At 71.2% G+C, this 21,640-nt stretch carries 20 protein-coding genes; 8 read left to right on the forward strand and 12 right to left on the reverse strand.

Annotation, left to right across the window (positions count from 1 at the left end; translation table 11 throughout):
• Positions 1–37 precede the first annotated feature (37 nt).
• A complete protein-coding gene (locus ACQUQD_RS20050) occupies positions 38–922 on the forward strand; it encodes a YhjD/YihY/BrkB family envelope integrity protein (protein WP_428953498.1) in 885 nt (294 codons plus the stop codon).
• Here ACQUQD_RS20050 and ACQUQD_RS20055 read toward each other — a convergent pair.
• The 3 genes from ACQUQD_RS20055 to ACQUQD_RS20065 all read right to left on the reverse strand — a co-directional run bounded on the left by ACQUQD_RS20055 (position 837) and on the right by ACQUQD_RS20065 (position 4,758).
• On the reverse strand, positions 837–2,138 hold the full coding sequence (locus ACQUQD_RS20055) for a hypothetical protein (protein WP_428953499.1): 1,302 nt from the start codon (positions 2,136–2,138) through the stop codon (positions 837–839). The two genes, ACQUQD_RS20050 and ACQUQD_RS20055, sit on opposite strands and share 86 nt — an antisense overlap.
• Positions 2,139–2,211: 73 nt before the next feature.
• The gene (locus tag ACQUQD_RS20060; protein ID WP_428953500.1) at positions 2,212–3,723 is read right to left on the reverse strand and encodes an FG-GAP-like repeat-containing protein; all 1,512 of its coding nucleotides are present in this window, start codon (positions 3,721–3,723) and stop codon (positions 2,212–2,214) included.
• Between the two features lie 87 nt (positions 3,724–3,810).
• Positions 3,811–4,758 (reverse strand): SGNH/GDSL hydrolase family protein, encoded by a 948-nt coding sequence (locus ACQUQD_RS20065; RefSeq protein WP_428953501.1) that lies wholly within the window; start codon positions 4,756–4,758, stop codon positions 3,811–3,813.
• A 143-nt stretch (positions 4,759–4,901) separates the two neighbouring features.
• On the opposite strand from ACQUQD_RS20065, the gene ACQUQD_RS20070 reads away from it, so the two are divergent.
• Positions 4,902–5,399 carry an LURP-one-related/scramblase family protein gene (locus tag ACQUQD_RS20070; protein WP_428953502.1) on the forward strand — a complete coding sequence of 166 codons (498 nt, stop codon included), beginning with the start codon at positions 4,902–4,904 and terminating at the stop codon, positions 5,397–5,399.
• Positions 5,400–5,447: 48 nt separating this feature from the next.
• On the opposite strand, the gene ACQUQD_RS20075 is transcribed toward ACQUQD_RS20070, so the two are convergent.
• On the reverse strand, positions 5,448–6,248 hold the full coding sequence (locus tag ACQUQD_RS20075) for a carbon-nitrogen family hydrolase (protein ID WP_428953503.1): 801 nt from the start codon (positions 6,246–6,248) through the stop codon (positions 5,448–5,450).
• A gap of 168 nt (positions 6,249–6,416) precedes the next feature.
• On the opposite strand from ACQUQD_RS20075, the gene ACQUQD_RS20080 reads away from it, so the two are divergent.
• Positions 6,417–7,241 carry a maleylpyruvate isomerase family mycothiol-dependent enzyme gene (locus ACQUQD_RS20080; RefSeq protein ID WP_428953504.1) on the forward strand — a complete coding sequence of 275 codons (825 nt, stop codon included), beginning with the start codon at positions 6,417–6,419 and terminating at the stop codon, positions 7,239–7,241.
• A 316-nt stretch (positions 7,242–7,557) separates the two neighbouring features.
• On the opposite strand, the gene ACQUQD_RS20085 is transcribed toward ACQUQD_RS20080, so the two are convergent.
• Both ACQUQD_RS20085 and ACQUQD_RS20090 read right to left on the reverse strand, forming a co-directional pair.
• Positions 7,558–8,886, reverse strand: coding sequence for an MFS transporter (locus tag ACQUQD_RS20085; RefSeq protein WP_428953505.1), 1,329 nt, complete (start codon positions 8,884–8,886; stop codon positions 7,558–7,560).
• Positions 8,883–9,539, reverse strand: a complete 657-nt coding sequence (locus tag ACQUQD_RS20090) for a GntR family transcriptional regulator (RefSeq protein ID WP_428953506.1) — start codon at positions 9,537–9,539, stop codon at positions 8,883–8,885. Before ACQUQD_RS20090 ends, ACQUQD_RS20085 begins: the two co-directional genes overlap by 4 nt.
• 201 nt (positions 9,540–9,740) lie before the next feature.
• Here ACQUQD_RS20090 and ACQUQD_RS20095 point away from each other — a divergent pair, with 201 nt between their 5' ends.
• The gene (locus ACQUQD_RS20095) at positions 9,741–10,598 is read left to right on the forward strand and encodes a D-alanyl-D-alanine carboxypeptidase family protein (RefSeq protein WP_428957606.1); all 858 of its coding nucleotides are present in this window, start codon (positions 9,741–9,743) and stop codon (positions 10,596–10,598) included.
• A gap of 93 nt (positions 10,599–10,691) precedes the next feature.
• On the opposite strand, the gene ACQUQD_RS20100 is transcribed toward ACQUQD_RS20095, so the two are convergent.
• The 3 genes from ACQUQD_RS20100 to pdhA are packed head-to-tail and all read right to left on the reverse strand — an operon-like array spanning position 10,692 to position 14,241.
• The gene (locus ACQUQD_RS20100; RefSeq protein ID WP_428953507.1) at positions 10,692–12,038 is read right to left on the reverse strand and encodes a dihydrolipoamide acetyltransferase family protein; all 1,347 of its coding nucleotides are present in this window, start codon (positions 12,036–12,038) and stop codon (positions 10,692–10,694) included.
• 14 nt (positions 12,039–12,052) lie between these two features.
• Complete coding sequence (locus tag ACQUQD_RS20105) at positions 12,053–13,033, reverse strand: alpha-ketoacid dehydrogenase subunit beta (RefSeq protein WP_428953508.1); 981 nt, start codon at positions 13,031–13,033, stop codon at positions 12,053–12,055.
• 5 nt (positions 13,034–13,038) lie between these two features.
• Positions 13,039–14,241 carry a pyruvate dehydrogenase (acetyl-transferring) E1 component subunit alpha gene (gene pdhA, locus ACQUQD_RS20110; protein WP_428953509.1) on the reverse strand — a complete coding sequence of 401 codons (1,203 nt, stop codon included), beginning with the start codon at positions 14,239–14,241 and terminating at the stop codon, positions 13,039–13,041.
• A gap of 388 nt (positions 14,242–14,629) precedes the next feature.
• Here pdhA and ACQUQD_RS20115 point away from each other — a divergent pair, with 388 nt between their 5' ends.
• The gene (locus ACQUQD_RS20115; RefSeq protein ID WP_428953510.1) at positions 14,630–15,292 is read left to right on the forward strand and encodes a response regulator; all 663 of its coding nucleotides are present in this window, start codon (positions 14,630–14,632) and stop codon (positions 15,290–15,292) included.
• Between the two features lie 98 nt (positions 15,293–15,390).
• Positions 15,391–15,855, forward strand: a complete 465-nt coding sequence (locus ACQUQD_RS20120) for a pyridoxamine 5'-phosphate oxidase family protein (RefSeq protein ID WP_428953511.1) — start codon at positions 15,391–15,393, stop codon at positions 15,853–15,855.
• 12 nt (positions 15,856–15,867) lie between these two features.
• Here ACQUQD_RS20120 and ACQUQD_RS20125 read toward each other — a convergent pair whose 3' ends face one another.
• Positions 15,868–17,442 carry a protein kinase domain-containing protein gene (locus tag ACQUQD_RS20125; RefSeq protein ID WP_428953512.1) on the reverse strand — a complete coding sequence of 525 codons (1,575 nt, stop codon included), beginning with the start codon at positions 17,440–17,442 and terminating at the stop codon, positions 15,868–15,870.
• A gap of 348 nt (positions 17,443–17,790) precedes the next feature.
• Here ACQUQD_RS20125 and ACQUQD_RS20130 point away from each other — a divergent pair, with 348 nt between their 5' ends.
• Entirely contained in the window at positions 17,791–19,440 is a 1,650-nt protein-coding gene (locus ACQUQD_RS20130) for a protein kinase domain-containing protein (protein ID WP_428953513.1), read from the forward strand.
• A 77-nt stretch (positions 19,441–19,517) separates the two neighbouring features.
• Here ACQUQD_RS20130 and ACQUQD_RS20135 read toward each other — a convergent pair whose 3' ends face one another.
• The gene (locus ACQUQD_RS20135) at positions 19,518–20,057 is read right to left on the reverse strand and encodes a bacterial proteasome activator family protein (RefSeq protein WP_428953514.1); all 540 of its coding nucleotides are present in this window, start codon (positions 20,055–20,057) and stop codon (positions 19,518–19,520) included.
• 164 nt (positions 20,058–20,221) lie between these two features.
• Here ACQUQD_RS20135 and ACQUQD_RS20140 point away from each other — a divergent pair, with 164 nt between their 5' ends.
• Positions 20,222–20,605, forward strand: a complete 384-nt coding sequence (locus tag ACQUQD_RS20140) for a hypothetical protein (protein ID WP_428953515.1) — start codon at positions 20,222–20,224, stop codon at positions 20,603–20,605.
• 3 nt (positions 20,606–20,608) lie between these two features.
• On the opposite strand, the gene ACQUQD_RS20145 is transcribed toward ACQUQD_RS20140, so the two are convergent.
• Positions 20,609–21,589, reverse strand: a complete 981-nt coding sequence (locus tag ACQUQD_RS20145; RefSeq protein WP_428953516.1) for an NAD(P)H-quinone oxidoreductase — start codon at positions 21,587–21,589, stop codon at positions 20,609–20,611.
• Between the last annotated feature and the right edge of the window lie 51 nt (positions 21,590–21,640).

Here is a 21,640-nt window from a genome sequence, read left to right on the forward strand (position 1 = left end):
CGCCGGGCGGGGCGGCGGATGCGCTTGGGTTGCCGCCATGAGCGAGACCAGCACTCTGGCCCGGGCGACGCGCTGGGCCACCGACCGGGCCCGGGCCGTACAGGAGCACATGCCGTTCGTCCCGCGGATGACCCGGCAGATCGTCGCCGTGAACCTGCTCGACTCGGCGACGCGGCTCGCCGCCCAGACGTTCCTGACGGCGCTGCCGGTGGTGTTCGTCGCGGCCGCGTTCGCCCCCTCCGCCGTGCGCGACCAGATCCTGTCCTCGCTGCGCGGCACGCTCGGCCTGGACGGCGCGTCCCTGGACCAGGTCAGACAGGTGTACGCGGCCGGGGACGCGGCCACCCGCAACGCCACCGGCGTCGTCGGCGTCCTGGTCCTGCTGGTCTCGGCGACGGCGTGCAGCCGCGCGTTGCAGCGGATGTGCGAGCGGGCCTGGCATCTGCCGCCCGCCCAGTTCTCGCTGGTCGCCTGGCGCTGGCTCGCCTGGCTCGCCGGGTGGCTGGTGGCGCTGGTCGCCCAGGGGCTGCTGCGCGACGGGTTCGGCACCGGCCTGTGGCTGGGGCTGCCGTTGTGGCTGCTCACCTGCACGGCGCTGTGGTGGTGGACCCAGCACCTGCTGCTCGGCGGGCGGGTGCGGTGGCTGCCGCTGCTGCCGGGCGCGCTGCTCACCGCTGTCGGCGTGGTCGGTCTGAGCGTGGCGTCCCGGGTCTACATCCCGCGCACGCTGGACCGGTCGCTGGCCCAGTTCGGGCCGCTGGGAATGGTGTTCACCGCGCTGTCGTGGCTGATCGTGCTCTTCACGGTCGTGTGTGCGGGGATCGCCGCCGGGTACGTCATCGCGCACGAGCGGCCGGTGGCCCGTCGGCTGCGGACTCCGGCGCCGGATCCGGCAGCGCCGGGGCGTCCAGGAACTCGATGACGGCGAGCGCGCACACCGCGCACACCGCGATCCAGGCGACGACGGCGCCCGTCGGGTAGTCCCAGGCGAGCAGCACGGCCGCGGCGACCGCGGCGACCGTCCAGTTCAGCCACGTACGCATCCGGTGCACCCAGGGGCCGACGGGCCCGAAGGTGCCCGCTCCGGTGGCCTCGCGCACCGAGCCGATGCCCCCGGTCCACGCGCCGCGCACCGCGCTCGCCCAGCGGCCGGGGCCGCCGGTCCAGGCCGCGAGGGCGACGACCACGCCGAGGACGGCGACGACGCGTACGCCGGTGCGCAGGAAGCGGACGAGGGCGTCGTAGACGGAGCCGGCCGCGGCGCGGTCGACGGCCGGGGGCAGTGCGTCGAGGTAGAAGGCGCGGCCGAGCCACAGCGCGAGGCCGAGCACCAGCGCTCCGGCGGCGACCGCGAGGGCCGCGGTGACCAGGGCGCGGCGCCGGCGGGTGGCGAGCAGTACCCCGCCGACGACGAGCAGCACGACGAGCAGCGGCAGCACCCAGGACAGCAGCTGGAGCAGGCGCAGGCCCTTCTTCGCCTTGGCGAGGGCGCCCGTGGACTGCATGAGCGTGATGTCGGTGTGCACTTCGGGGATCTTCGCGGCGACGGTGAGTCCGTCGTCGACGAGCGCCTCTTTGACCTTGTCGACGACCGGCGCGAGGTCGAGGGTGACCATGCCGTCCTCGACCTTGACGGTGCCGCCGCCGTCGCCGGTGAGCGCCTTGTCGACGGCCGCGTGCGCGGTCCGGTTGGCCTGTTTCCAGACGGTGGCGAAGGCGGGGCTCGTCACGAACCGCTGGGCGGCGGCGTGCACGAACGAGGTGAGGCCGCTGTTGATGGGGCCGCTGGCCGCGCCGAGCGCCTTCTCCAGGCGGGGCCGGTCGTCGGGGGCGACGCCGGTCAGCAGGTCCTGGACGTCGATGCGGTCCATGACCGCGGTGGTGACCCGGTTCGCGACGGCGTCCTGCACGTCCGGGTCGGAGGCGAGCGGCGCCATCGTGGCGACGTACCGGTCGGTGTCCCTGACCTGTGCGTCCGCCCATACGGCGACGGCGCTCAGCGGGGTGAGGAGCGCGGCGAGCACGATGAGGACGACGGCGAACGTGCTGCGGGTGCGGTGCCGTGGCGGCCGCGCGGCGGCCGCCTCCAGTTCGCCCACCCGGGCGCGCAGTGCGGCCAGTTCGTCGTCCCTGGTCATGCCCCTAGGAGACGGTCGCACGGGCCGGACTGCGCGCCGGGTTACTGCATACGGGTCGCAACCCGGTCGGGCGCTAGCGGAGCGGGTTGCCCAGCAGCGCCTTGGTGACCGGGGCGGCCAGGTCGGTCGGGTTGAAGGCGGTCGAGCCGGTCGCGGTGATGCCGGTCCCGGTGCCGGGGAAGGCCCACACGGCGCCCTCGGACGCGTTCTCCCCGGTGGCGGAGACGGCCAGGTCGCGGTGACCGTCGCCGTTCACGTCGAGCAGCCGGCAGCCGGAGCCGAACAGGTCACCGGACTCGGCGACGCCGGGCACGTCCGCCGAGTTCTGGTTGAGGACCTGCGAGCCGGTCCCGGTGACCCCGGAGTCGGTGCCGTGCAGCAGCGCGAACGATCCGGCGTCGGTCGTGCCGCTGAAGTCCTCGCCCGAGATGCCGAGCGCGACCTCGGCCTTGCCGTCGCCCGTGACGTCGGCGACGGAGACGCAGGAGCCGAGGTGGTCGCCGTCCTCCTGCGCGCCGTAGAAGCCGGGCAGGCTCTGGTCGAACTCCTGGGTGCGGTCGCCCTTCAGGCCGTCCTTCGTGCCGAACGCGAGGGTGACCTTCTGCATCGTGTCGCCGATGTCGGAGTCCTCGGGGTCGGAGCCGACGACCAGGTCGTCGATGCCGTCGCCGTTCACGTCACCGGTGGCCAGCTCGCCCTGGGTCTCCGGGGCCCAGCCGCGCTTGAAGCCCGAGGCACTGCCGTACAGGACGGTGTTGTTCCACATGCCGTCGCCGTTGTAGGAGCGCAGGGCGAGGTCGTCGCGGCCGTCGCCGTTGAGGTCGCCGACCGCCTTGAACACCACGGGGCCGGTGGTCGAGTCGGGGCCGTCGACGCAGCCGGACTGGTCGTCGACGCAGGTCGCGCCGTCCTGGCCGTAGCCCCACCACTCGGACTTGTCCATGAAGTTCAGCTTCTGGGCCGGGGCGCCGGCCCGGGAGACCGGTCCCTTCCACAGGGCGGCGCCCTCGTGCTCGGGGTCGTCGCCGTAGCTGCCCATCGCGGCGAGCAGCGCCAGGTCGGCCTTGCCGTCGCCGTCGAAGTCGCCGATCTGGGGCGACTTCCCGTACGTGGCGATGTTCGTGCCGCCGGTCAGTCCGGAGGGCGAGCCCCACAGGATGACGGCGCCCGTCGTCGCCTTGGCGCTGCCTATGACGAGGTCGCTGTAGCCGTCACCGTCGAGGTCCCCCTTGGTGACGTAGGTGCCGAAGCCCTCCTTGGCGGCGGCCGAGCCGGGCACGCCGCTGGTCGAGCGGCTGATGAGCTTCTTGTTCGTCGCGCTCAGGCCGGTCGGCGAGCCGTACGTGACGGCGACGTAGCCGGCCTGCGACGCGCCGGAGACGGTTCCCCCGGCCGCTCCGGCGACGAGGTCGGCGTAACCGTCCCCGTTGAAGTCGTCGGCCGCGTCGGCCTTGCCCTTGGTCGCGGCCTGCGCCTGCGCGGGGGCGAGCGAGACGGCGGTGGCGCCGGCGGCGACCAGGGCCGCGGCGATCAGAGGTGCGGTGAGACGGCTCCTGCGGGCGGCGGAGCTTCGTGCGCGAGACATGGGGTGTTCCTTCGGTCGTAAGGTCACGTCCACCTCTTAGGACACCCACATATCAGTGATGGTTGCACGTATCACTGAACTCTCTTGTCACTCAAGCGTGTTGAGGACGCTCCGTGCCTGGTGGTCGGCGCCGAGCCGGTTCGGGTGCAGCGGCACGGCGAGGCCCGGCGGGTCGGTGGTCAGCGGCACGAAGCCCTCGACCCATTTGGTTCCCGGCGCCTGGCACACGTCGTGTCCGACGCTGCCGCGGTAGGTGTCGACGAAGCGGGCGCCCGCCCGCGCGGCGGCCCGCTCCAGCATCGCGTTCAGCTCCTTGAGCTTCGCGCCGAGCCACATGAGGTCGCCGTCGTGCGCCTGGACGTAGGGGTAGCAGCCGCGGTCGACGGGGACTCCCGCGAGGTAGTCGACGACGAGCACGGTCGCGCCCGGGGCGGCGGCCGCCCGCACGGCCTCGACGGCGCGGACGAGCTTCGGCTCGGCGTCCTCGATCCGCCGCGTCATCAGATCGCGCCCGTCGGGGCCCACCCAGCCGGACCGGCAGTTCCCGCCGAGCGGCGCGGGCAGCTTCGGGCCGGACAGCGGCGTGAGGTCCGGCAGCAGACTGAAGCAGCCGAGGGCGGCGCTCGCGAGGCCGATGTCGTTGCCGCCGAAGCCGAAGGTGACCAGGTCGGTGGTCTTCGAGACCCGGTCGAGCTGCGGCTGGTTGACCCCGTCGAGCAGACCGGGCACGTACGTCACGTCCTGCGCGGCCCGCAGGTGGTCCGAGGTCGCGGCGCCGCACGTGGCGTCCTTGAAGGCCCGCACCTTCAGGGCGGCGGCGACCTGGCGCGGATAGTTCCACGCCGACTGGGCGCAGCCGCTGGGTGCCTGGTCGGTGCGGATGCCGACCGGGGTGACGTCGGCGCTCCACGAGTCGCCGAGCGCGACGTACTCGTGGTAGCGCGGGACGGGGTCGCGGGGCGCGGCGGTCGCGGGGTGGGCGAGCAGCAGGGGCAGGGCCGCGAGGGCTGCGGCGAGCAGTCGGCGTGGCTTCACGGGATGTGACCTCCGGGCACGGTGTGTGACGGTTCACCGCATCCACTCACCCGGCAGGACGTGTGCGCACCGACTTCGGGCCGTTTTCACCCGGCTGGAGCGAAGGAGGGTCCGCCCGGCGGCTCGGGGGCACTCTTCGACGTATGCGCTACGAAGTTCGAGAACGACTCTTCGCCGTGGGCGAGGACTACTGGATCGAGGACGAGAACGGCCACAAGGCGTTCCTCGTCGACGGCAAGGCGATGCGGCTGCGGGACACCTTCGAGCTGAAGGGGCCCGACGGCCGCGTCCTCATCGACATCCACGAGAAGATGTTCGCGCTGCGCGACACGATGGTGATCGAGCGCGGCGACGAGCAGCTCGCCAAGATCAAGCGCAAGCGCCTGTCGCTGCTGCGCAACCACTACCGCGTGGAGCTGGTCGACGGCACCGAACTGGACGTCAGCGGAAAGATCCTGGACCGCGAGTTCGCCGTCGAGTACGACGGCGAACTCCTCGCCGAGATCTCCCGCCGCTGGCTGCGCGTGCGCGAGACGTACGGCGTGAACGTGGTCCGCGAGGACGCCGATCCGGCCCTGCTGATCGCCGTCGCGGTCTGCGTCATCCATCTCGCGGAGAAGGAACGGGGGGTCGTGGACTAGGCCCTGCGGGCCTCGGACCCGAGGCCCCTTGGTGACCGCCCCGGCAGCTCAGCGCCGGGGCGGTGCGTCCACTCCCAGCATCCGGTCCTTCAGCGCCGGGAACTGCTCCCGGGTGGCGGCGACCCTCGCCGGGTCGAACTCCACCCGCAGTACCTCTTCCCCGGACCCCGCCTCGGCGAGCACCTCGCCCCACGGGTCGACCACGATGCTGTGCCCCGCCTGCGGCACTCCGGCGTGCGTCCCGGCGGTCGCGCAGGCCAGCACGTACGCCTGGTTCTCCACGGCCCGGGCCTGCGCGAGCAGCGTCCAGTGGGAGCGGCGCCGCTCGGGCCAGCCGGCCGAGACGACCAGGGTCTCGGCGCCCCGGTCGACGAGGCCCCGGTACAGCTCGGGGAAGCGCAGGTCGTAGCAGGTGCTGACGCCGAGCACCGTCTCCGGCAGCCGCAGCGTCACCAGTTCCTCGCCCGCGCTCATCAGCACGGCCTCGCCCTTGTCGAAGCCGAAGCGGTGGATCTTGCGGTAGGCGGCGGCGAGTTCGCCGTCGGGGGAGAAGAGGAGCGAGGTGTTGCAGAGGGGGCCGTCCGGGTCCCGCTCGGGGATCGACCCGGCGTGCAGCCACACACCCGCGTCGCTCGCCGCCTTGGCCATCGCCTCGAAGGTCGGACCCTCCAGCGGCTCGGCCTCGTCGGCGAACAGTTCGTACGCGAAAGCGCCGGTCGTCCACAGCTCGGGCAGCACGACGAGATCGGCGGAACCGGCTTGATCACGTACCAGTGAACTGACGCGCTCACGCCGCGTGTTGACCGATTCGTCCTCGTTTACAGCGATCTGGATGAGGGAGGCGCGCACACTACCACCGTCCTGGCATTCGAGCCGTCAACACGGGCCTACGATCGTCACACGAAAGCACTGCCGGGGTGCCTACGGGCAGCGTAACTTAGCGTCCCAAGACACCCACCGCCCGCGCCCGCCGTCTACTTAAACGCCCGCGTACAACCGCTCGAGGGGTCCCCTTCCGTGAGTCTCCACCCCAGCCTTCAGTCCTACGCCGACGCCTGGACCCACTCCGTGGAAGCGATATCCGAGCTGGTCACGCCGCTCGTGGAGGGTGAGTGGAACCGCGCGACGCCCTGCCCCGGCTGGTCCGTACGCGACATCGTCAGCCATGTCATCGGCCAGGACTGCGAGATGCTCGGCGACCCGCGTCCCATCCACACGCTGCCGCGCGACCTTTACCACGTCCAGACCGAGGCGCAGCGCTACCAGGAGATCCAGGTCGACGTCCGCCGCCACCACACGGCGCCGGAGATGGTCTCCGAGCTGGAGTACACGATCATCCGGCGCTCGCGTCAGCTGCGGAACGAGAGCCGCGAGCCGTCGACCATGGTGCGCGGCCCGCGCGCCGTCGAGGAGACCCTCGAATTCGCCATGCGCAGGCGGGCGTTCGACATCTGGGTGCACGAGCAGGACCTGCGCTGGTCCCTCGGCAGGCCGGGCAACCTCGACTCCCCGGGCGCCCTCGTCACACGCGACCTGCTGCTCGCGGCCCTGCCCAAGATCGTCGCGAAGGACGCGGGCGCTCCCGCGAACTCGGCGGTCGTCATCGATGTGCACGGCCCCGTCGAGTTCCTGCGCACGGTCCGCGTCGACGCGGACGGCAAGGGCACGATCGACGGCTCGCCCTCCCTCGGCCCGGCGGCGACGCTGGCCATGGACTGGGAGACGTACGTACGTCTGTCCTGCGGCCGCATCACCCCGGAATCGGCGGCGGACCGCGTCAAGACGGAGGGCGACACCGACCTGGCCACGACCATCATCGCGGCCCTCGCCATCACCCCGTAACCCCTCCCAGCACCCGCCCCGCCGCCGCCTCGGGCACCCCGCCGCCCAGCAAACCCACCGCCGCCTCGCGGCAATCTGCCGCAGGCAAACCAGCCCGCCCCACCGCCGCCCCCGCCTTGGGCAATCTGCCGCCTGGGGCGGCAGGGTGGGCAAGGCGGCCCCCCAGCGCCGGTCAGGCATCACGAGGGGCGGTCACCAGAACCCGGCAAGGCAGCGCCGGCGCCGAGCACGCATCAAAGAGGGGCAGCCACCCCAGCCCGGCAAAGCCGCCCCGGCACCGGACGCGCACCAAGAGAGGCGGCCACCCCGGCACGGCTCAAGCAGGCACGTGCACGGAAGTGACCCGGGAAGCGACCAGCCGCTCCCGCTCGGCCCGAGCCGCCCGCTTCCGCAACCGCAGAATCTGACTCACCCCGAGCGCCTGCAGCACGAACACCGCCGAGAACGCCACCCGGTAGTCGTCCCCGGTCGCATCGAGCAGCACCCCCACCGCCAGCAGCGTCGTCATCGAGGCGACGAACCCGCCCATGTTCACGATCCCCGACCCGGTCCCCTGCCGCTCCGGCGGATTCGCCGGCCGCGCGAAGTCGAACCCGATCATCGACGCGGGCCCGCACGCCCCGAGCACCACGCACATCACCACGAGCAGCCACATCGGCGCCCGCCCCGGCCAGACGATCGGCGCCGCCCACAGCAGGGCCGTCACCCCGACCGTGCCGAGCGCCAACGGCAGCCGCGCCGCGTGGTGCCGGGCCACGATCTGCCCGTACACCAGGCCCACCACCATGTTGGCCAGCACCACGAGGGTCAGCAGTTCACCCGCGGTCCCCCGCGACAGGCCCTGCGCGTCGACGAGGAACGGCAGCCCCCACAGCAGCAGGAACACCATCGCCGGGAACTGCGTCGTGAAGTGCACCCACAGCCCGAGCCGCGTCCCCGGCTCCCGCCAGGCCGCCGCGATCTGCCCGCGCACATAGGCGGCACCCTTGTGCGTGGCGGGCATCGGCGCCGGCTCGAACCCCTCGGGGTGGTCCTTCAGGAACAGCAGCATCAGGACGAGGACGACGACGCCCGCGAGCGCGCTGCCGGCGAACGCGGCCTCCCAGCCGATCCCGTGCAGCAGCCGCGCGATGACCAGCGTCGAGATGAGGTTGCCCGCCATGCCGACGAGCCCGGCGAGCTGCGCGACCAGCGGCCCGCGCCGCGCCGGGAACCAGCGGGTGCCCAGCCGCAGCACGCTGATGAAGGTCATGGCGTCACCGCAGCCGAGCAGCGCGCGCGAGACCAGCGCCATCCCGTACGACGACGAGAACGCGAAGCCCAGCTGTCCGACGGTGAACAGGACCACGCCGAACGTCAGCACCTTCTTCGTGCCGAGCCGGTCGACCATCAGGCCGACGGGTATCTGCATGCCCGCGTACACGAGCAGCTGGAGGATCGAGAACGTCGACAGCGCGGACGCGTTGATGTGGAACCGCTCGACGGCGTCGAGCCCCGCCACACCCAGCGACGTACGGAAGATGACGGCGACGAAGTAGACGGAGACGCCGATGCCCCACACGGCGATCGCCCGACGGCCGCCGGGCGGATCGCCGGGCAGAGACATCGCACCGGACCCGGAGGCACCGGAGGACACGGAGCTCATCGCACGTCACCCCGCGCCAGGTTCTGGAACCAGCCCACGTGCCGCCGCACGACGGCGACGGCGGCCGTCTCGTCCCCGGCGCGCAGCGCGTCGAGGAGCTCGCCGTGCTCGGCGAGGGTCTTGGCGATGCGGTCCGGGTGGGAGTGCATCACGGCGACGCCCATCCTCAACTGCCGGTCGCGCAGCTGGTCGTAGAGGCGGGACAGGATCTCGTTGCCGCCGCTGCGGACGATCTCCGCGTGGAAGCAGCGGTCGGTGGCGGCGGCCTCCACGAACAGTCCGGCGGCGGCCTGGGTGCGCTGCTGGTCCAGCAGTTCCTCCAGGCGCTCCAGGAGGCGCGGCTGCGCCGGGACGGCCTTGCGCACCGCGTGCTCCTCGACGAGCAGCCGGGTCTCCACGACGTCCGCGATCTCCTGCGCCGAGACGGGCAGCACCAGGGCGCCCTTCTTCGGGTAGAGCCGCAGCAGCCCCTCGACCTCCAGCTTGAGCAGCGCCTCGCGCACCGGGGTGCGGGACACCCCGACGGCCTCGGCGAGTTCGCCCTCGGTGAGCAACGTCCCACCCTCGTAGCGGCGTTCGAGCACACCGCGCTTCACATGGTCGTAGACACGGTCGGCGGCGGGAGGACGTTTTTCGGTGACGGTCGCGGGCATGCGCACATCATAGATACAACACGTACGCAAGCCGGACCGCGTCCACCATGCGGGACGCGCGCTGCCACCTGTGCGCAACTTTTGCGCCACCACCGTGCAACCCCCCGCCCGTTTCAGGTGTCTCAGTAGTGCGCGTCCCGCCCAAAGGGCGGCGCATTAGGGGCACTTGGAGCGTTCAACTTGAATAAGCGCATAACGGGCATCGCCGTTCTCGTCGCGGGAACCGTGCTCACCAGCGGAGCCCTGACCACCTCCGCACAGGCCGCCACGGCGCCGGCCAAGCCCACGATCGCCGCCGCCGGCGGCTATGTGATGAACAACGGCACCGGCACGAGCCTGTTCACCAAAGCCGCGGACACCCGCAGATCCACCGGATCCACCACCAAGATCATGACCGCCAAGGTGGTGCTGGCCCAGTCGAACCTCAACCTGGATTCGAAGGTCACGATCCAGAAGGCGTACAGCGACTACATCGTCAAGAACAACGCCTCGTCGGCCCGCCTGATCGTCGGCGACAAGGTGACCGTCCGCCAGCTCCTGTACGGCCTGATGCTGCCGTCGGGCTGCGACGCCGCGTACGCGCTCGCGGACAAGTTCGGCTCGGGCTCGACCCGCGACGCCCGCGTGAAGTCCTTCATCGGCAAGATGAACAAGGCCGCCACGTCCCTGGGTCTGAAGAACACCCACTTCGACTCGTTCGACGGCATCGGCAAGGGCAAGAACTACTCGACGCCGCGCGACCTCACCAAGATCGCGTCGTCGGCGATGAAGAACTCCACGTTCCGTTCGGTCGTGAAGACGAAGTCCACGAAGCAGAAGGTCACGACGAAGTCCGGCGGCTACCGCTACATGTCGTGGTCCAACACCAACACCCTGCTGGGCTCGTACTCCGGCGCCATCGGCGTGAAGACCGGCTCCGGCCCCGAGGCCGGCTACTGCCTGGTCTTCGCGGCGACCCGCAGCGGCAAGACCGTCATCGGCACGGTCCTGAAGTCGACGTCGGTCAGCGCCCGCACGTCGGACGCCAAGAAGCTCATGGACTACGGCTTCAAGAAGTGACCTTCGGGGGGCGCCCGGAACGGGGCGCCCCCTCAGAGGCGCGGAGAGCTGCGCGGCCGGCCACGGCCGGCCGCGCAGTCGGCCACGAGACGATCAGCTCCAGGTGATGAGCCGCTTCGGCCGCTCCAGCACCGCCGCCACGTCCGCCAGCACCTTGGAGCCCAGCTCCCCGTCCACCAGGCGGTGGTCGAAGGACAGGGCCAGCGTCGTCACCTGACGCGGCTTCACCTTGCCCTTGTGGACCCAGGGCTGGAGCTTGATGGCCCCGACGGCGAGGATCGCCGACTCACCCGGGTTCAGGATGGGCGTACCGGTGTCGACGCCGAAGACGCCGACGTTCGTAATGGTGACCGTGCCGCCCTGCATCGCGGCCGGGGACGTTCTGCCCTCGCGCGCCGTGGACACCAACTCGCCCAGCGCGGACGCCAGTTCGGGCAGCGTCTTGGCGTGCGCGTCCTTGATGTTCGGCACGATCAGCCCGCGGGGCGTGGCCGCGGCGATGCCCAGGTTCACGTAGTGCTTCTGGACGATCTCCTGGTTGGCTTCGTCCCAGGACGCGCTGATCTCCGGATTGCGCTTGATCGCGACGAGCAGCGCCTTGGAGATGAGCAGCAGCGGATTGACCCGCAGCCCCTGCATGTCCTTGTCGGCCTTGAGCTCCTCGACGAGCTTCATCGTCCGCGTCACGTCGACCGTCACGAACTCGGTGACGTGCGGCGCCGTGAACGCCGAGCCGATCATCGCCTGGGCCGTCGCCTTGCGGACGCCCTTCACCGGGATCCGGGTCTCGCGGACGCCGTCGTACGACGCCGCGGCCGCCACCGGCGCGGGGGCCGCGGGCACCGGCGCCGGGGCCTGTGCCGGGACCTCGGGGGCCGGCGCGGGCGCCACCGCCGCGTGCACGTCCTCACGCGTGATGATCCCGTCGGGGCTCGACGGGATCACGGTGGCGAGGTCGACCCCGAGGTCCTTGGCGAGCTTGCGCACCGGCGGCTTGGCCAGCGGACGCTCCACCGCGGGCGCGGCCGTGCCGTTGGCCGGGGTGTCGGCGCCCTTGCGGGCCCGCCGCTTGGTCGACGACTCGGCGACGCCGTAGCCGACGAGCACCGGCTGACGCCCCTGCGGCTCGGCGGCCTCGGTCTCGGGTGCGGCCTCGGGTGCGGCCTCGGCCACGGGCTCCGGCTCGGGCGCGGGCGCGTCCCCCGCCACCTCCACCGAGATGATCACCTGGCCGACGTCGACGGTCGTGCCCTCGGGGAACAGCAGCTCCTTGACCACACCGTCGTACGGGATCGGCAGCTCGACGGCCGCCTTCGCCGTCTCCACCTCGCACACGACCTGCCCGTCCTCGACGGCGTCGCCGGGCTGCACGTACCACTTGAGGATCTCGGCCTCGGTCAGGCCCTCGCCCACGTCGGGCATCTTGAATTCGCGCGCCATGACTCCCAGCCCTCTCAGTACGCCAGCGAGCGGTCGACGGCGTCGAGCACCCGGTCCAGGCCCGGCAGGTACTCCTCTTCCAGACGCGCCGGCGGATACGGCGCGTGATAGCCGCCGACCCGCAGCACGGGCGCCTCCAGGTGGTAGAAGCACCGCTCGGTGATCCGCGCCGCGATCTCCGCGCCGGAGCCGAGGAAGACCGGGGCCTCGTGCGCGACGACCAGGTGCCGGGTCTTCTCCACCGACCGCTGCACCGCGTCGAAGTCGATCGGCGAGATCGAGCGCAGGTCGAGTACCTCCAGCGACTTGCCCTCCTCCTGCGCGGCCGCGGCCGCCTCCAGGCAGACCTTCACCATCGGCCCGTACGCGACGAGCGTCAGGTCGGTGCCCTCACGCGCCACGACGGCCTTGTGCAGGTCGCCGGGGACGGCCTCGGTGTCGACCTCGCCCTTGTCCCAGTAGCGCCGCTTCGGCTCGAAGAAGATCACCGGGTCGTCGCTCTGGATGGCCTGCTGGAGCATCCAGTACGCGTCCGAGGAGTTCGACGGGGAGACCACCTTCAGACCCGGCACGTGCGCGAACAGCGCCTCCGGCGACTCCGAGTGGTGCTCGACCGCGCCGATGCCGCCGCCGTACGGGATCCGGATGACGACCGGCGTCTTGACCTTGCCCAGCGCACGGGCGTGCATCTTCGCGAGCTGCGTGACGATCTGGTCGTACGCGGGGAAGACGAACCCGTCGAACTGGATCTCCACGACCGGCCGGTAACCGCGCAGCGCCAGGCCGATCGCGGTGCCGACGATGCCGGACTCGGCGAGCGGGGTGTCGACGACCCGGTCCTCGCCGAAGTCCTTCTGCAGCCCGTCGGTGACCCGGAAGACGCCGCCGAGCTTGCCGACGTCCTCGCCCATGACGAGGACCTTCGGGTCGTTGTCCAGCGCGGTGCGCAACGACTCGTTGATCGCCTTGGCGATCGGAAGCTTCTGTACCGCCATGACCGTCAGACCTCCCCGTCCGCGAACGACGCCTGGTAGGCGACGAACTGCGCGCGCTCCTCGTCGACGAGCGCATGCCCGTCCGCGTACACGTTCTCGAAGATCGCCAGGTGTCCCGGGTCCGGCATGGCCCGCACGACCTCGCGCACCCGCTTGCCGAGCGCCTCGCTCTCCGCGTCGAGCTCCGCGAAGAACGCCTCGCCGGTGTCGGTCTGCGACTCCAGGTACGTGCGCAGGCGCAGGATCGGGTCCTTCGCCTCCCAGGCGACACGCTCCTCGTCGGCCCGGTACTTCGACGGGTCGTCGGAGGTGGTGTGGGCGCCCATCCGGTACGTGAACGCCTCGACCAGGGTCGGGCCCTCGCCACTGCGCGCCCGGTCCAGCGCCCACCGGGTCACGGCGAGGCAGGCGAGCACGTCGTTGCCGTCCACCCGCACGCCCGGGAAGCCGAAGCCCTGCGCACGCTGGTACAGCGGCACCCGCATCTGGCGCTCGGTGGGCTCGGAGATCGCCCACTGGTTGTTCTGGCAGAAGAACACCACCGGGGCGTTGTAGACCGCCCCGAAGTTGAAGGACTCCAGGACGTCGCCCTGGCTGGAGGCACCGTCACCGAAGTACGCGATCACCGCGCTGTCCGCGCCGTCCTTGGCCACGCCCATCGCGTAACCGGTGGCGTGCAGCGTCTGCGAGCCGATGACGATCGTGTACAGGTGGAAGTTGTTGCTGTTCGGGTCCCAGCCGCCGTGGTTCACACCGCGGAACATGCCGAGCAGATTCGTCGGGTCGACCCCGCGGCACCAGGCGACGCCGTGCTCGCGGTAGGTCGGGAAGACGTAGTCGTCCTCGCGGGTGGCCCGCCCGGAGCCGATCTGGGCCGCCTCCTGGCCGAGCAGCGACGCCCACAGGCCCAGCTCGCCCTGGCGCTGCAGGGCGGTGGCCTCGGCGTCGAAGCGGCGGGTGAGGACCATGTCGCGGTACAGGCCGCGCAGCTCGTCGTCGGTGATCGCGTCGACGTAGGCGTCGTAGACCGCGGTCTCCTTGGACCTGACCCGCTTGCCCTCGGGCGTCAGCAGCTGCACCAGCTCGGGCCGGCCGGCCGCGGCGGGCCTGCCGGGGGACTTCTTCGCAGACTTCTTCGTGGCGGCCCGCTTGCGCGGCGACTGTGCCTTCTGCGCGGCGGCAGTGCTGTCAGCACTGTCTACGGTCACGTGTGCTCCTCCGTCGGTCCGGCCCCCGGGATTGCCGGATGGCCAGTCGGCTCGGCTCGCCTGACCCGTCCACGCACGGGGTGGGTGCGGGGGAGCCGGGTTCAGGCGTGACTAGAAAGAACGAAAACCTGTGCTCCGGCAAGCACCCTTCACCCAGCACGTTACCCAGTGGGTCACACATCTGCGAAACCCCATCTGACCTGCGATTTTGCTTGGATTTCCAAGTAGTTCGTTGATTGGATTTCCTAGTAGTCGCACGAAGGACGGAGCGCCGCAGGTCACAGCCGTGCGACTGATCACTGGTCACAGCCTGGCAGGGGGCCGGAACACCGGCACGTTATCCCGGTCACCTAGGGCGCGGGAAGAGCCGGTGTGTGAGACTGAATCCGTGCGCGAAGACGGAAAAATTACGGTATTTCTCCTCGACGACCATGAAGTGGTGCGCCGCGGGGTCCACGAGCTGCTCTCGATGGAGGACGACATCGAGGTGGTCGGCGAGGCCGGTACGGCGGCCGACGCCCTGGTCCGCATCCCCGCGACCAGGCCCGATGTCGCCGTGCTCGACGTGCGCCTGCCGGACGGCAGCGGCGTCGAGGTCTGCCGCGAGATCCGCTCCCAGGACGAGTCGATCAAGTGCCTCATGCTGACCTCGTTCGCGGACGACGAGGCGCTCTTCGACGCGATCATGGCCGGCGCCTCCGGCTATGTACTGAAGGCGATCCGCGGCAATGAGCTGCTCACGGCCGTACGGGACGTGGCCGCGGGCAAGTCGCTGCTGGACCCCGTGGCCACCGCCCGGGTCCTGGAGCGGCTGCGCGACGGCGGCCGCAGCAAGGAGGACGACCGGCTCTCCGGCCTGACCGAGCAGGAGCGCAAGATCCTCGACCTGATCGGCGAGGGCCTGACCAACCGCGTGATCGGCGAGCGCCTCCATCTCGCCGAGAAGACGATCAAGAACTATGTCTCCAGCCTGCTGTCCAAGCTCGGCATGGAGCGCCGCTCGCAGGCAGCCGCCTACGTGGCGCGCATGCAGGCCGAGAAGCAGCACTGACGGTTCACCCGGGTGCCCGCCGACACGGGACCTACGTCCCCCGTGCTGGGGGCGGGATCCCCTTTCCCGGCACCCTGTCGGCATCGGAGAGTGGTGACATGCCCTCCGAGATGCAGCCGCAGGACCAAGAGCGCGGCTTCGAGCTGCTCGCCCGTGTGAACTACGGCCGGGTCGCGACGAGCATGCGCGCTCTGCCCTTCCTCGCCTCCGCCCGCCACGTCGTGGCGAACGGACGGCTCCTGCTGCGTCTGCACCGTGGCTACGGCTACCACCTGGCCTGCGTCGGCAGCGTGGTCGCGTACGGGGCGGACAACCTGGGCAACCCGGCCGCCGGGCCCACCACCGGGGACGACGGCCAGTGGTCGGTGCAGTGCGTCGGCACCTGCGAGCAGGTCGAGCCGACCACCGCCGAACTGGAACTTTTCGGGCCCACCCCGCATTTCGCGGACGACGAGCTCTTCGACCCGGTGTACCTGCGTGTGGACCCGCAGTTCGTGACCGTGCACGAACTGCGGGGCGGATCGGCGCAGCGGGCGCCGCGGGACCGGGTGCGGCGCGGCTAGGGCCTGTCCGGCTCAGCCGCCGTTGGCTCCGCCGTCGGTGGCGGGCTGACCGGTGTTGCCGCCGACGGGGCTCCCCGTCGGGCCCGTCGGGTCCCCGGTGGGCTCGTCCGTCGGGTCGTCGGTCGGCTCGTCCGTCGGGTCGTCCGTGGGCTCGTCCGTCGGGTCGTCCGTGGGCTCGTCCGTCGCCGACTGCGACGGCGTCTCGTTGCCCGTGCTGGGCGTGTACGACGGGGTGTACTGGCTCTGCCCGCCCGTGCCCTCGCCCGGATCCTGCGTCTCGCCCTCGGTCGCGGTGTCTTCCGACGACTCGCTCGGCTCGTCCGTCTTCTCGGACTGGCTGGCGGACGGCGACTTCTTCGTGCCGCCCCCGCCACCGCCGCCGTTGTCGCTCAGGTTGAGGGCCAGGGCGACGCCCGCCGCGATCGCGATGACCGCGAGCACGGCGAAGACCCACATCTTGCCGCGGCCGCCGCCGCGGTTGCCGTGGCCGTCGAAGCCGCCGTCGTCGCCGCCCGGCGGGCGCAGCATCGGCTGCGCGGCCGTGCCGTGGTCCCCGGGGTGCGGCAGCGCCGTGGTGCCGGCCATGCCCATCGCCGGGGTGCTGCCGCCCTCGTGCATGTCGACGGGGCCGGTGTTCCACGTGCCGGTGTGGCCGCCCTGCTCGTACAGCATCTGCAGGCCGTACTGGACGAGGCCGCGCATCTCCTCGGCCGTCTGGAACCGGTCGTCCGGGTCCTTGGCGAGCGAGCGCATGACGAGGCCGTCCAGCTCCGGCGGCGTCGCGTCCGAGACCTCGGACGGCGGCACCGGAACGTCCTGGACGTGCTGGTACACGACGGACAGCGGCGTCTCACCGGTGAACGGGGGCCGCAGCGCGAGGAGTTCGTAGAGCAGGCAGCCGGTCGCGTACAGGTCGGAGCGGTGGTCGACGGCCTTGCCGAGGGCCTGCTCCGGCGACAGGTACTGGGGTGTGCCCATGACCATGCCGGTCTGCGTCATCGTGGACTGCGCGCCGTGCAGGGCGCGGGCGATGCCGAAGTCCATCACCTTCACCGCGCCGGTGTTGGTGATGATGACGTTCGCGGGCTTGATGTCACGGTGCACGATGCCGTGCTGGTGCGAGTACGCGAGCGCTTCCAGGACGCCGGAGACGATGATCAGGGCCTGCTCGGGGCCCGGCGCCTCGGCGTTGATGAGGAGGTCGCGGATGGTGCGGCCCTCGACGAGCTCCATGACGATGTACGGAACGGTGGAGCCGTTCACGTAGTCCTCGCCCGAGTCGTAGACCGCGACGACCGCGTGGTGGTTCAGGCCGGCGACCGACTGTGCCTCGCGTGTGAAGCGGGCCTTGGAGACCGGGTCCTCTGCGAGGTCGGAGCGGAGCAGCTTGACGGCGACGGTGCGCCCGAGACGTACGTCCTCGGCCGCGAACACCTCGGCCATGCCGCCCCGGCCGAGTCTGTGCGTCAGCCGGTACCGGCCGTCTCCGACGAGCCCGCCGTTACCCCACATCTCCGGCGCATCTGACATACCGCCGCCAGTCGCCTCGGGGTCGGACGGGCCCTGAGCGCGCTGCTGCTGTGCCATCAGTCCTCGCCGTCGTTTCTGTCCGTGCTGCCGGATTCCTGCATCGGAGTACGCGCGGTTGTGAATTACGGTCTCCGTCGGGCCACGCTACAGGCTTCCGAGGCGGCTCCGTTCCGAGATGGACCGGACATCAAACCCGTTGCCGTGCACGCCTTGCAAATCGTGCGCGCAATTTCTGCACCGGGTTCATGACCGTTTCCTGTAACGCTTGCGCGACGCTTCTTGCCCGTACGGTCACGGATCGGGCATCGAACTTGACGTCCGGGTGCCCTCGGGCAGACTTGGCCGGGAATAGCTGAATTCGATCACCGGCCGCGCCGACGCGGGGCGCTATGGGGGACGTAGAAGATGAGCCAAGACGGCGGCGCCGGGGGCCGGTACGCGGGACGTGCCGTGGCGGGCGGACGGTATCAACTGCGCGACCTGCTCGGTCAGGGCGGCATGGCCTCCGTGCACCTCGCGCACGACACCCGGCTGGACCGCGCCGTCGCCATCAAGACTTTGCACACGGAACTCGGGCGGGAAGACGCCTTCCGCCAGCGGTTCCAGCGCGAGGCGATGTCGGTGGCCAAGCTCACGCACACGAACATCGTCTCGGTCTTCGACTCCGGTGAGGACGAGCTCGACGGGACCATCACCCCGTACATCGTCATGGAGTACGTGGAGGGCCAGCCGCTCGGCTCCGTGCTCGACGAGGACGTGCGGACCCACGGCGCCATGCCGGTCGACAAGGCCCTGAAGATCACGGCCGATGTGCTCGCGGCGCTGGAGATCAGCCACGAGATGGGCCTGGTGCACCGTGACATCAAGCCGGGCAACGTGATGATGACGAAGCGGAACGTCGTCAAGGTCATGGACTTCGGCATCGCCCGCGCCATGCAGTCCGGCGTCACGTCGATGACGCAGACCGGCATGGTCGTCGGCACCCCGCAGTACCTGTCGCCCGAGCAGGCGCTCGGCCGCGGCGTGGACGCCCGCTCCGACCTCTACTCGGTCGGCATCATGCTCTTCCAACTGGTCACCGGGCGGCTGCCGTTCGAAGCGGACTCACCGCTGGCCATAGCGTATGCGCACGTCCAGGAGGAGCCGGTGGCTCCGTCCTCGATCAACCGCTCGCTGCCGCCGGCCGTCGACGCACTCGTCGCCCGCGCGCTGAAGAAGAACCCGAACGAGCGCTTCCCGAGCGCGGAGTCGATGCGCGACGAGTGCCTGCGGGTGGCCCAGTCGCTCGCCGGTTCGGCCTCCGTCGCGCCGAGCATCGTGCCGGGTGCGCAGACGTCGAGCGGCGCGGGCGTGGGCTCCGCCGTCTTCCCGCCGATCGACCAGAGCGGGGCGCCGGCGCCGGGCCCGGTCCAGACGCCGTACCAGCCGACTCCCCCGCCGAACCCGTACGGGACCCCGGCCCCGCAGTCGCAGGCCGGATACGGCTACCCGCAGCAGAACATGCAGGGCGGCTACCAGACGCCGCCGCCCGCGTCCCCGTACGCACAGCAGGCCCAGCAGACCCCGCCGCCGTACAACCTGTCCCCGCAGACCACGAGCGTGCAGGGCTCGGGCGGCGGCAACCGCAACAAGGCGGTGATCATCGGCTCGATCGTCGTCGCGCTCGTCGCCATCGGCGGCCTGGTCACGGCCCTGACGCTGAACGGCAAGGGCGATGACAAGGGCGGCGGCACGGACAAGCCGTCCACCTCCGCGGTCGCCGGGCACAAGGGCCCCGACCTGACGAAGACCATCGAGACGGACCAGTGCACGGAGCCGTACCAGGGCTCCGACGACGAGGAGAAGATCAAGGTCCCGGACTTCTACCTGAAGAACATCAACTCGGTGAAGGCCTGCTTCCGGGCCGCCGGGTGGATCGCCACGGAGGTCTCCGTCGACGAGAACACGTACGGCGAGGGCTCGGTGATGAACCAGAGTCCCGCCGCGGGCACCGAGATCGACCCGGACAACGTGAAGATCCAGCTCCAGGTGTCCACGGGCAATCCGGCCAGCTGACCGGCCCCGCCGCCACGCACGAGAAGGGCCCGGCCCGCGCTGCTCGCGCGGGCCGGGCCCTTTTCGTGCGTCCGTCCCTACAGGTACGGGCCGCCCGAGCGGCCGACGGTCCGCGGGTCCTCCTCGTCCTCGCCGCCGCCGACGCCCGGCGGCAGCGCGCGGCGCATCTGCTCCAGCTGGGCGCGCGCCGCCATCTGCTGGGCGAACAGCGTCGTCTGGATCCCGTGGAAGAGCCCCTCCAGCCAGCCCACCAACTGGGCCTGCGCGATGCGCAGTTCGGCGTCGGTCGGCGTCGCGTCGTCCGTGAAGGGCAGGGAGAGCCGCTCCAGTTCCTCGACGAGTTCGGGCGCGAGCCCGTCCTCGAGCTCCTTGACCGAGCTGGCGTGGATCTCCTTGAGCCGCTGCCGGCTCGCCTCGTCCAGGGGCGCCACGCGCACTTCTTCCAGCAGCTGCTTGATCATGCTGCCGATACGCATCACCTTGGCGGGCTGTTCCACCATCTCCGTCACCGGGACCTCGCGGGATTCGTCGTCTCCGCCGCCCAGGGCCATTCCGTCCTGGCCCACGACCAAGATCTGCGGGTTCTCCGGCGACCGTTCGTTCCTCGGCATCTCCATGCCGCCATTCTCTCGTACCGGGCTGTCACACCTCGGTGGTGCCCCCGTTGCGGGCTGATCCACCGTGTTGGCGGGCCCGAAATCCGGCGTGCCCGTTTTATTGGCCTATGTGAGGCTTATCGCAGGCATCGGGTGGAAGCGGAAGCAGCGGGAAGGGGACGGGCATGCGACGGCTTCGGTGGGCGGCCGGGCTTCTGGTGAGCGTGCTCCCGCTCGTGCTGCTCGTCCTGCTCGCCCCGGCCCCGCCGGGGTACGCCGCCGAGCCCTCGCCGCACGGCTCGCTCGCCGGCAGCCGGGCGGGCGTGGGCCGGACACCGCCGGGACGGCCGCTGCCCGTCCCGACCTTCAGCGAGGCGCCCCTGCCGCCCCCGCAGGCCGAGCCGTCCGCCTCCACGGCTCCGCCGCCGCGCCCCGAGCGGCCCCCCACCGCGCGGCAGACCGTGATCGCGCGCGGGACGGTGACCTTCGTGAACGTGCTGCCGCTGGGGGCGGGGCTGCTGCTGACCGGGCTCGGCATCGGCTTCCTGGCGCTGCGGCTGCGCCGCTGACTCCTACGGACGGGTGAGCAGCACCTTGCCGATGTGGCCGCTCTCCTCCAGGACCCGGTGCCCCTGCGCGGCGTCGCTCATCGGCAGCTCCTGGTCCACGATCGGCCGCACGTGCCCGCCCTCGATCAGCGGCCACACGTGCTCGCGCACCGCGGCGACGACCGCCGCCTTCTCCGCGAGCGGGCGGGCCCGCAGCGTGGTGGCGGTGATGGCGCCGCGCTTGCCGAGCAGCGTGGCGATGTTCAGCTCGCCCTTGATGCCGCCCTGCATGCCGATGATGGCCAGGCGGCCGTTCGTGGCGAGGGCGTCGACGTTGCGGTTCAGGTACTTGGCGCCCATGTTGTCGAGGATGACGTCGGCGCCGGCCCCGTCCGTGGCCGACCTGATCTCCTCGACGAAGTCCTGCTCGCGGTAGTTGATCAGGATGTCCGCGCCCAGCTCGGCGCAGAAGTCGAGCTTCTCCTTGGTGCCCGCGGTGACGGCGACCTTGGCGCCGACGGCCTTCGCGAGCTGGATCGCCATGGTGCCGATGCCGCTGGAGCCGCCGTGCACGAGGAACGTCTCGCCCGGACGCAGATGGGCGATCATGAAGACGTTCGACCAGACGGTGCAGGTCACCTCGGGCAGCGCGGCGGCCCGGGCCAGGTCGATGCCCTGCGGGACCGGCAGCAGCTGCCCGGCCGGGACGGCCACCTTCTCGGCGTACCCGCCGCCGACGAGCAGCGCGCACACCTCGTCGCCCACGGACCAGCCGGCCACACCGGGGCCCAGCTCGACGATCCGGCCCGCGCACTCCAGGCCGGGGTAGGGGGAGCTGCCGGGCGGCGGGCTGTAGAAGCCCTGGCGCTGGAGCAGATCGGCACGGTTGACGGCGCTGGAGACCACCTCGACCAGGACCTCGCCCTCGCCGGGTACGGGGTCGGGGACCTCCGTCCAGACGAGCGCCTCGGGTCCACCGGGTTCCGGGATCGTGATCGCATACATGGCCGCGAGGCTACTCCGCCGGCCCCGGCGGACCAGGGTGCGGATCACCGG

Source organism: Streptomyces sp. cg35 (assembly GCF_050410835.1).
GTDB lineage: Bacteria > Actinomycetota > Actinomycetes > Streptomycetales > Streptomycetaceae > Streptomyces.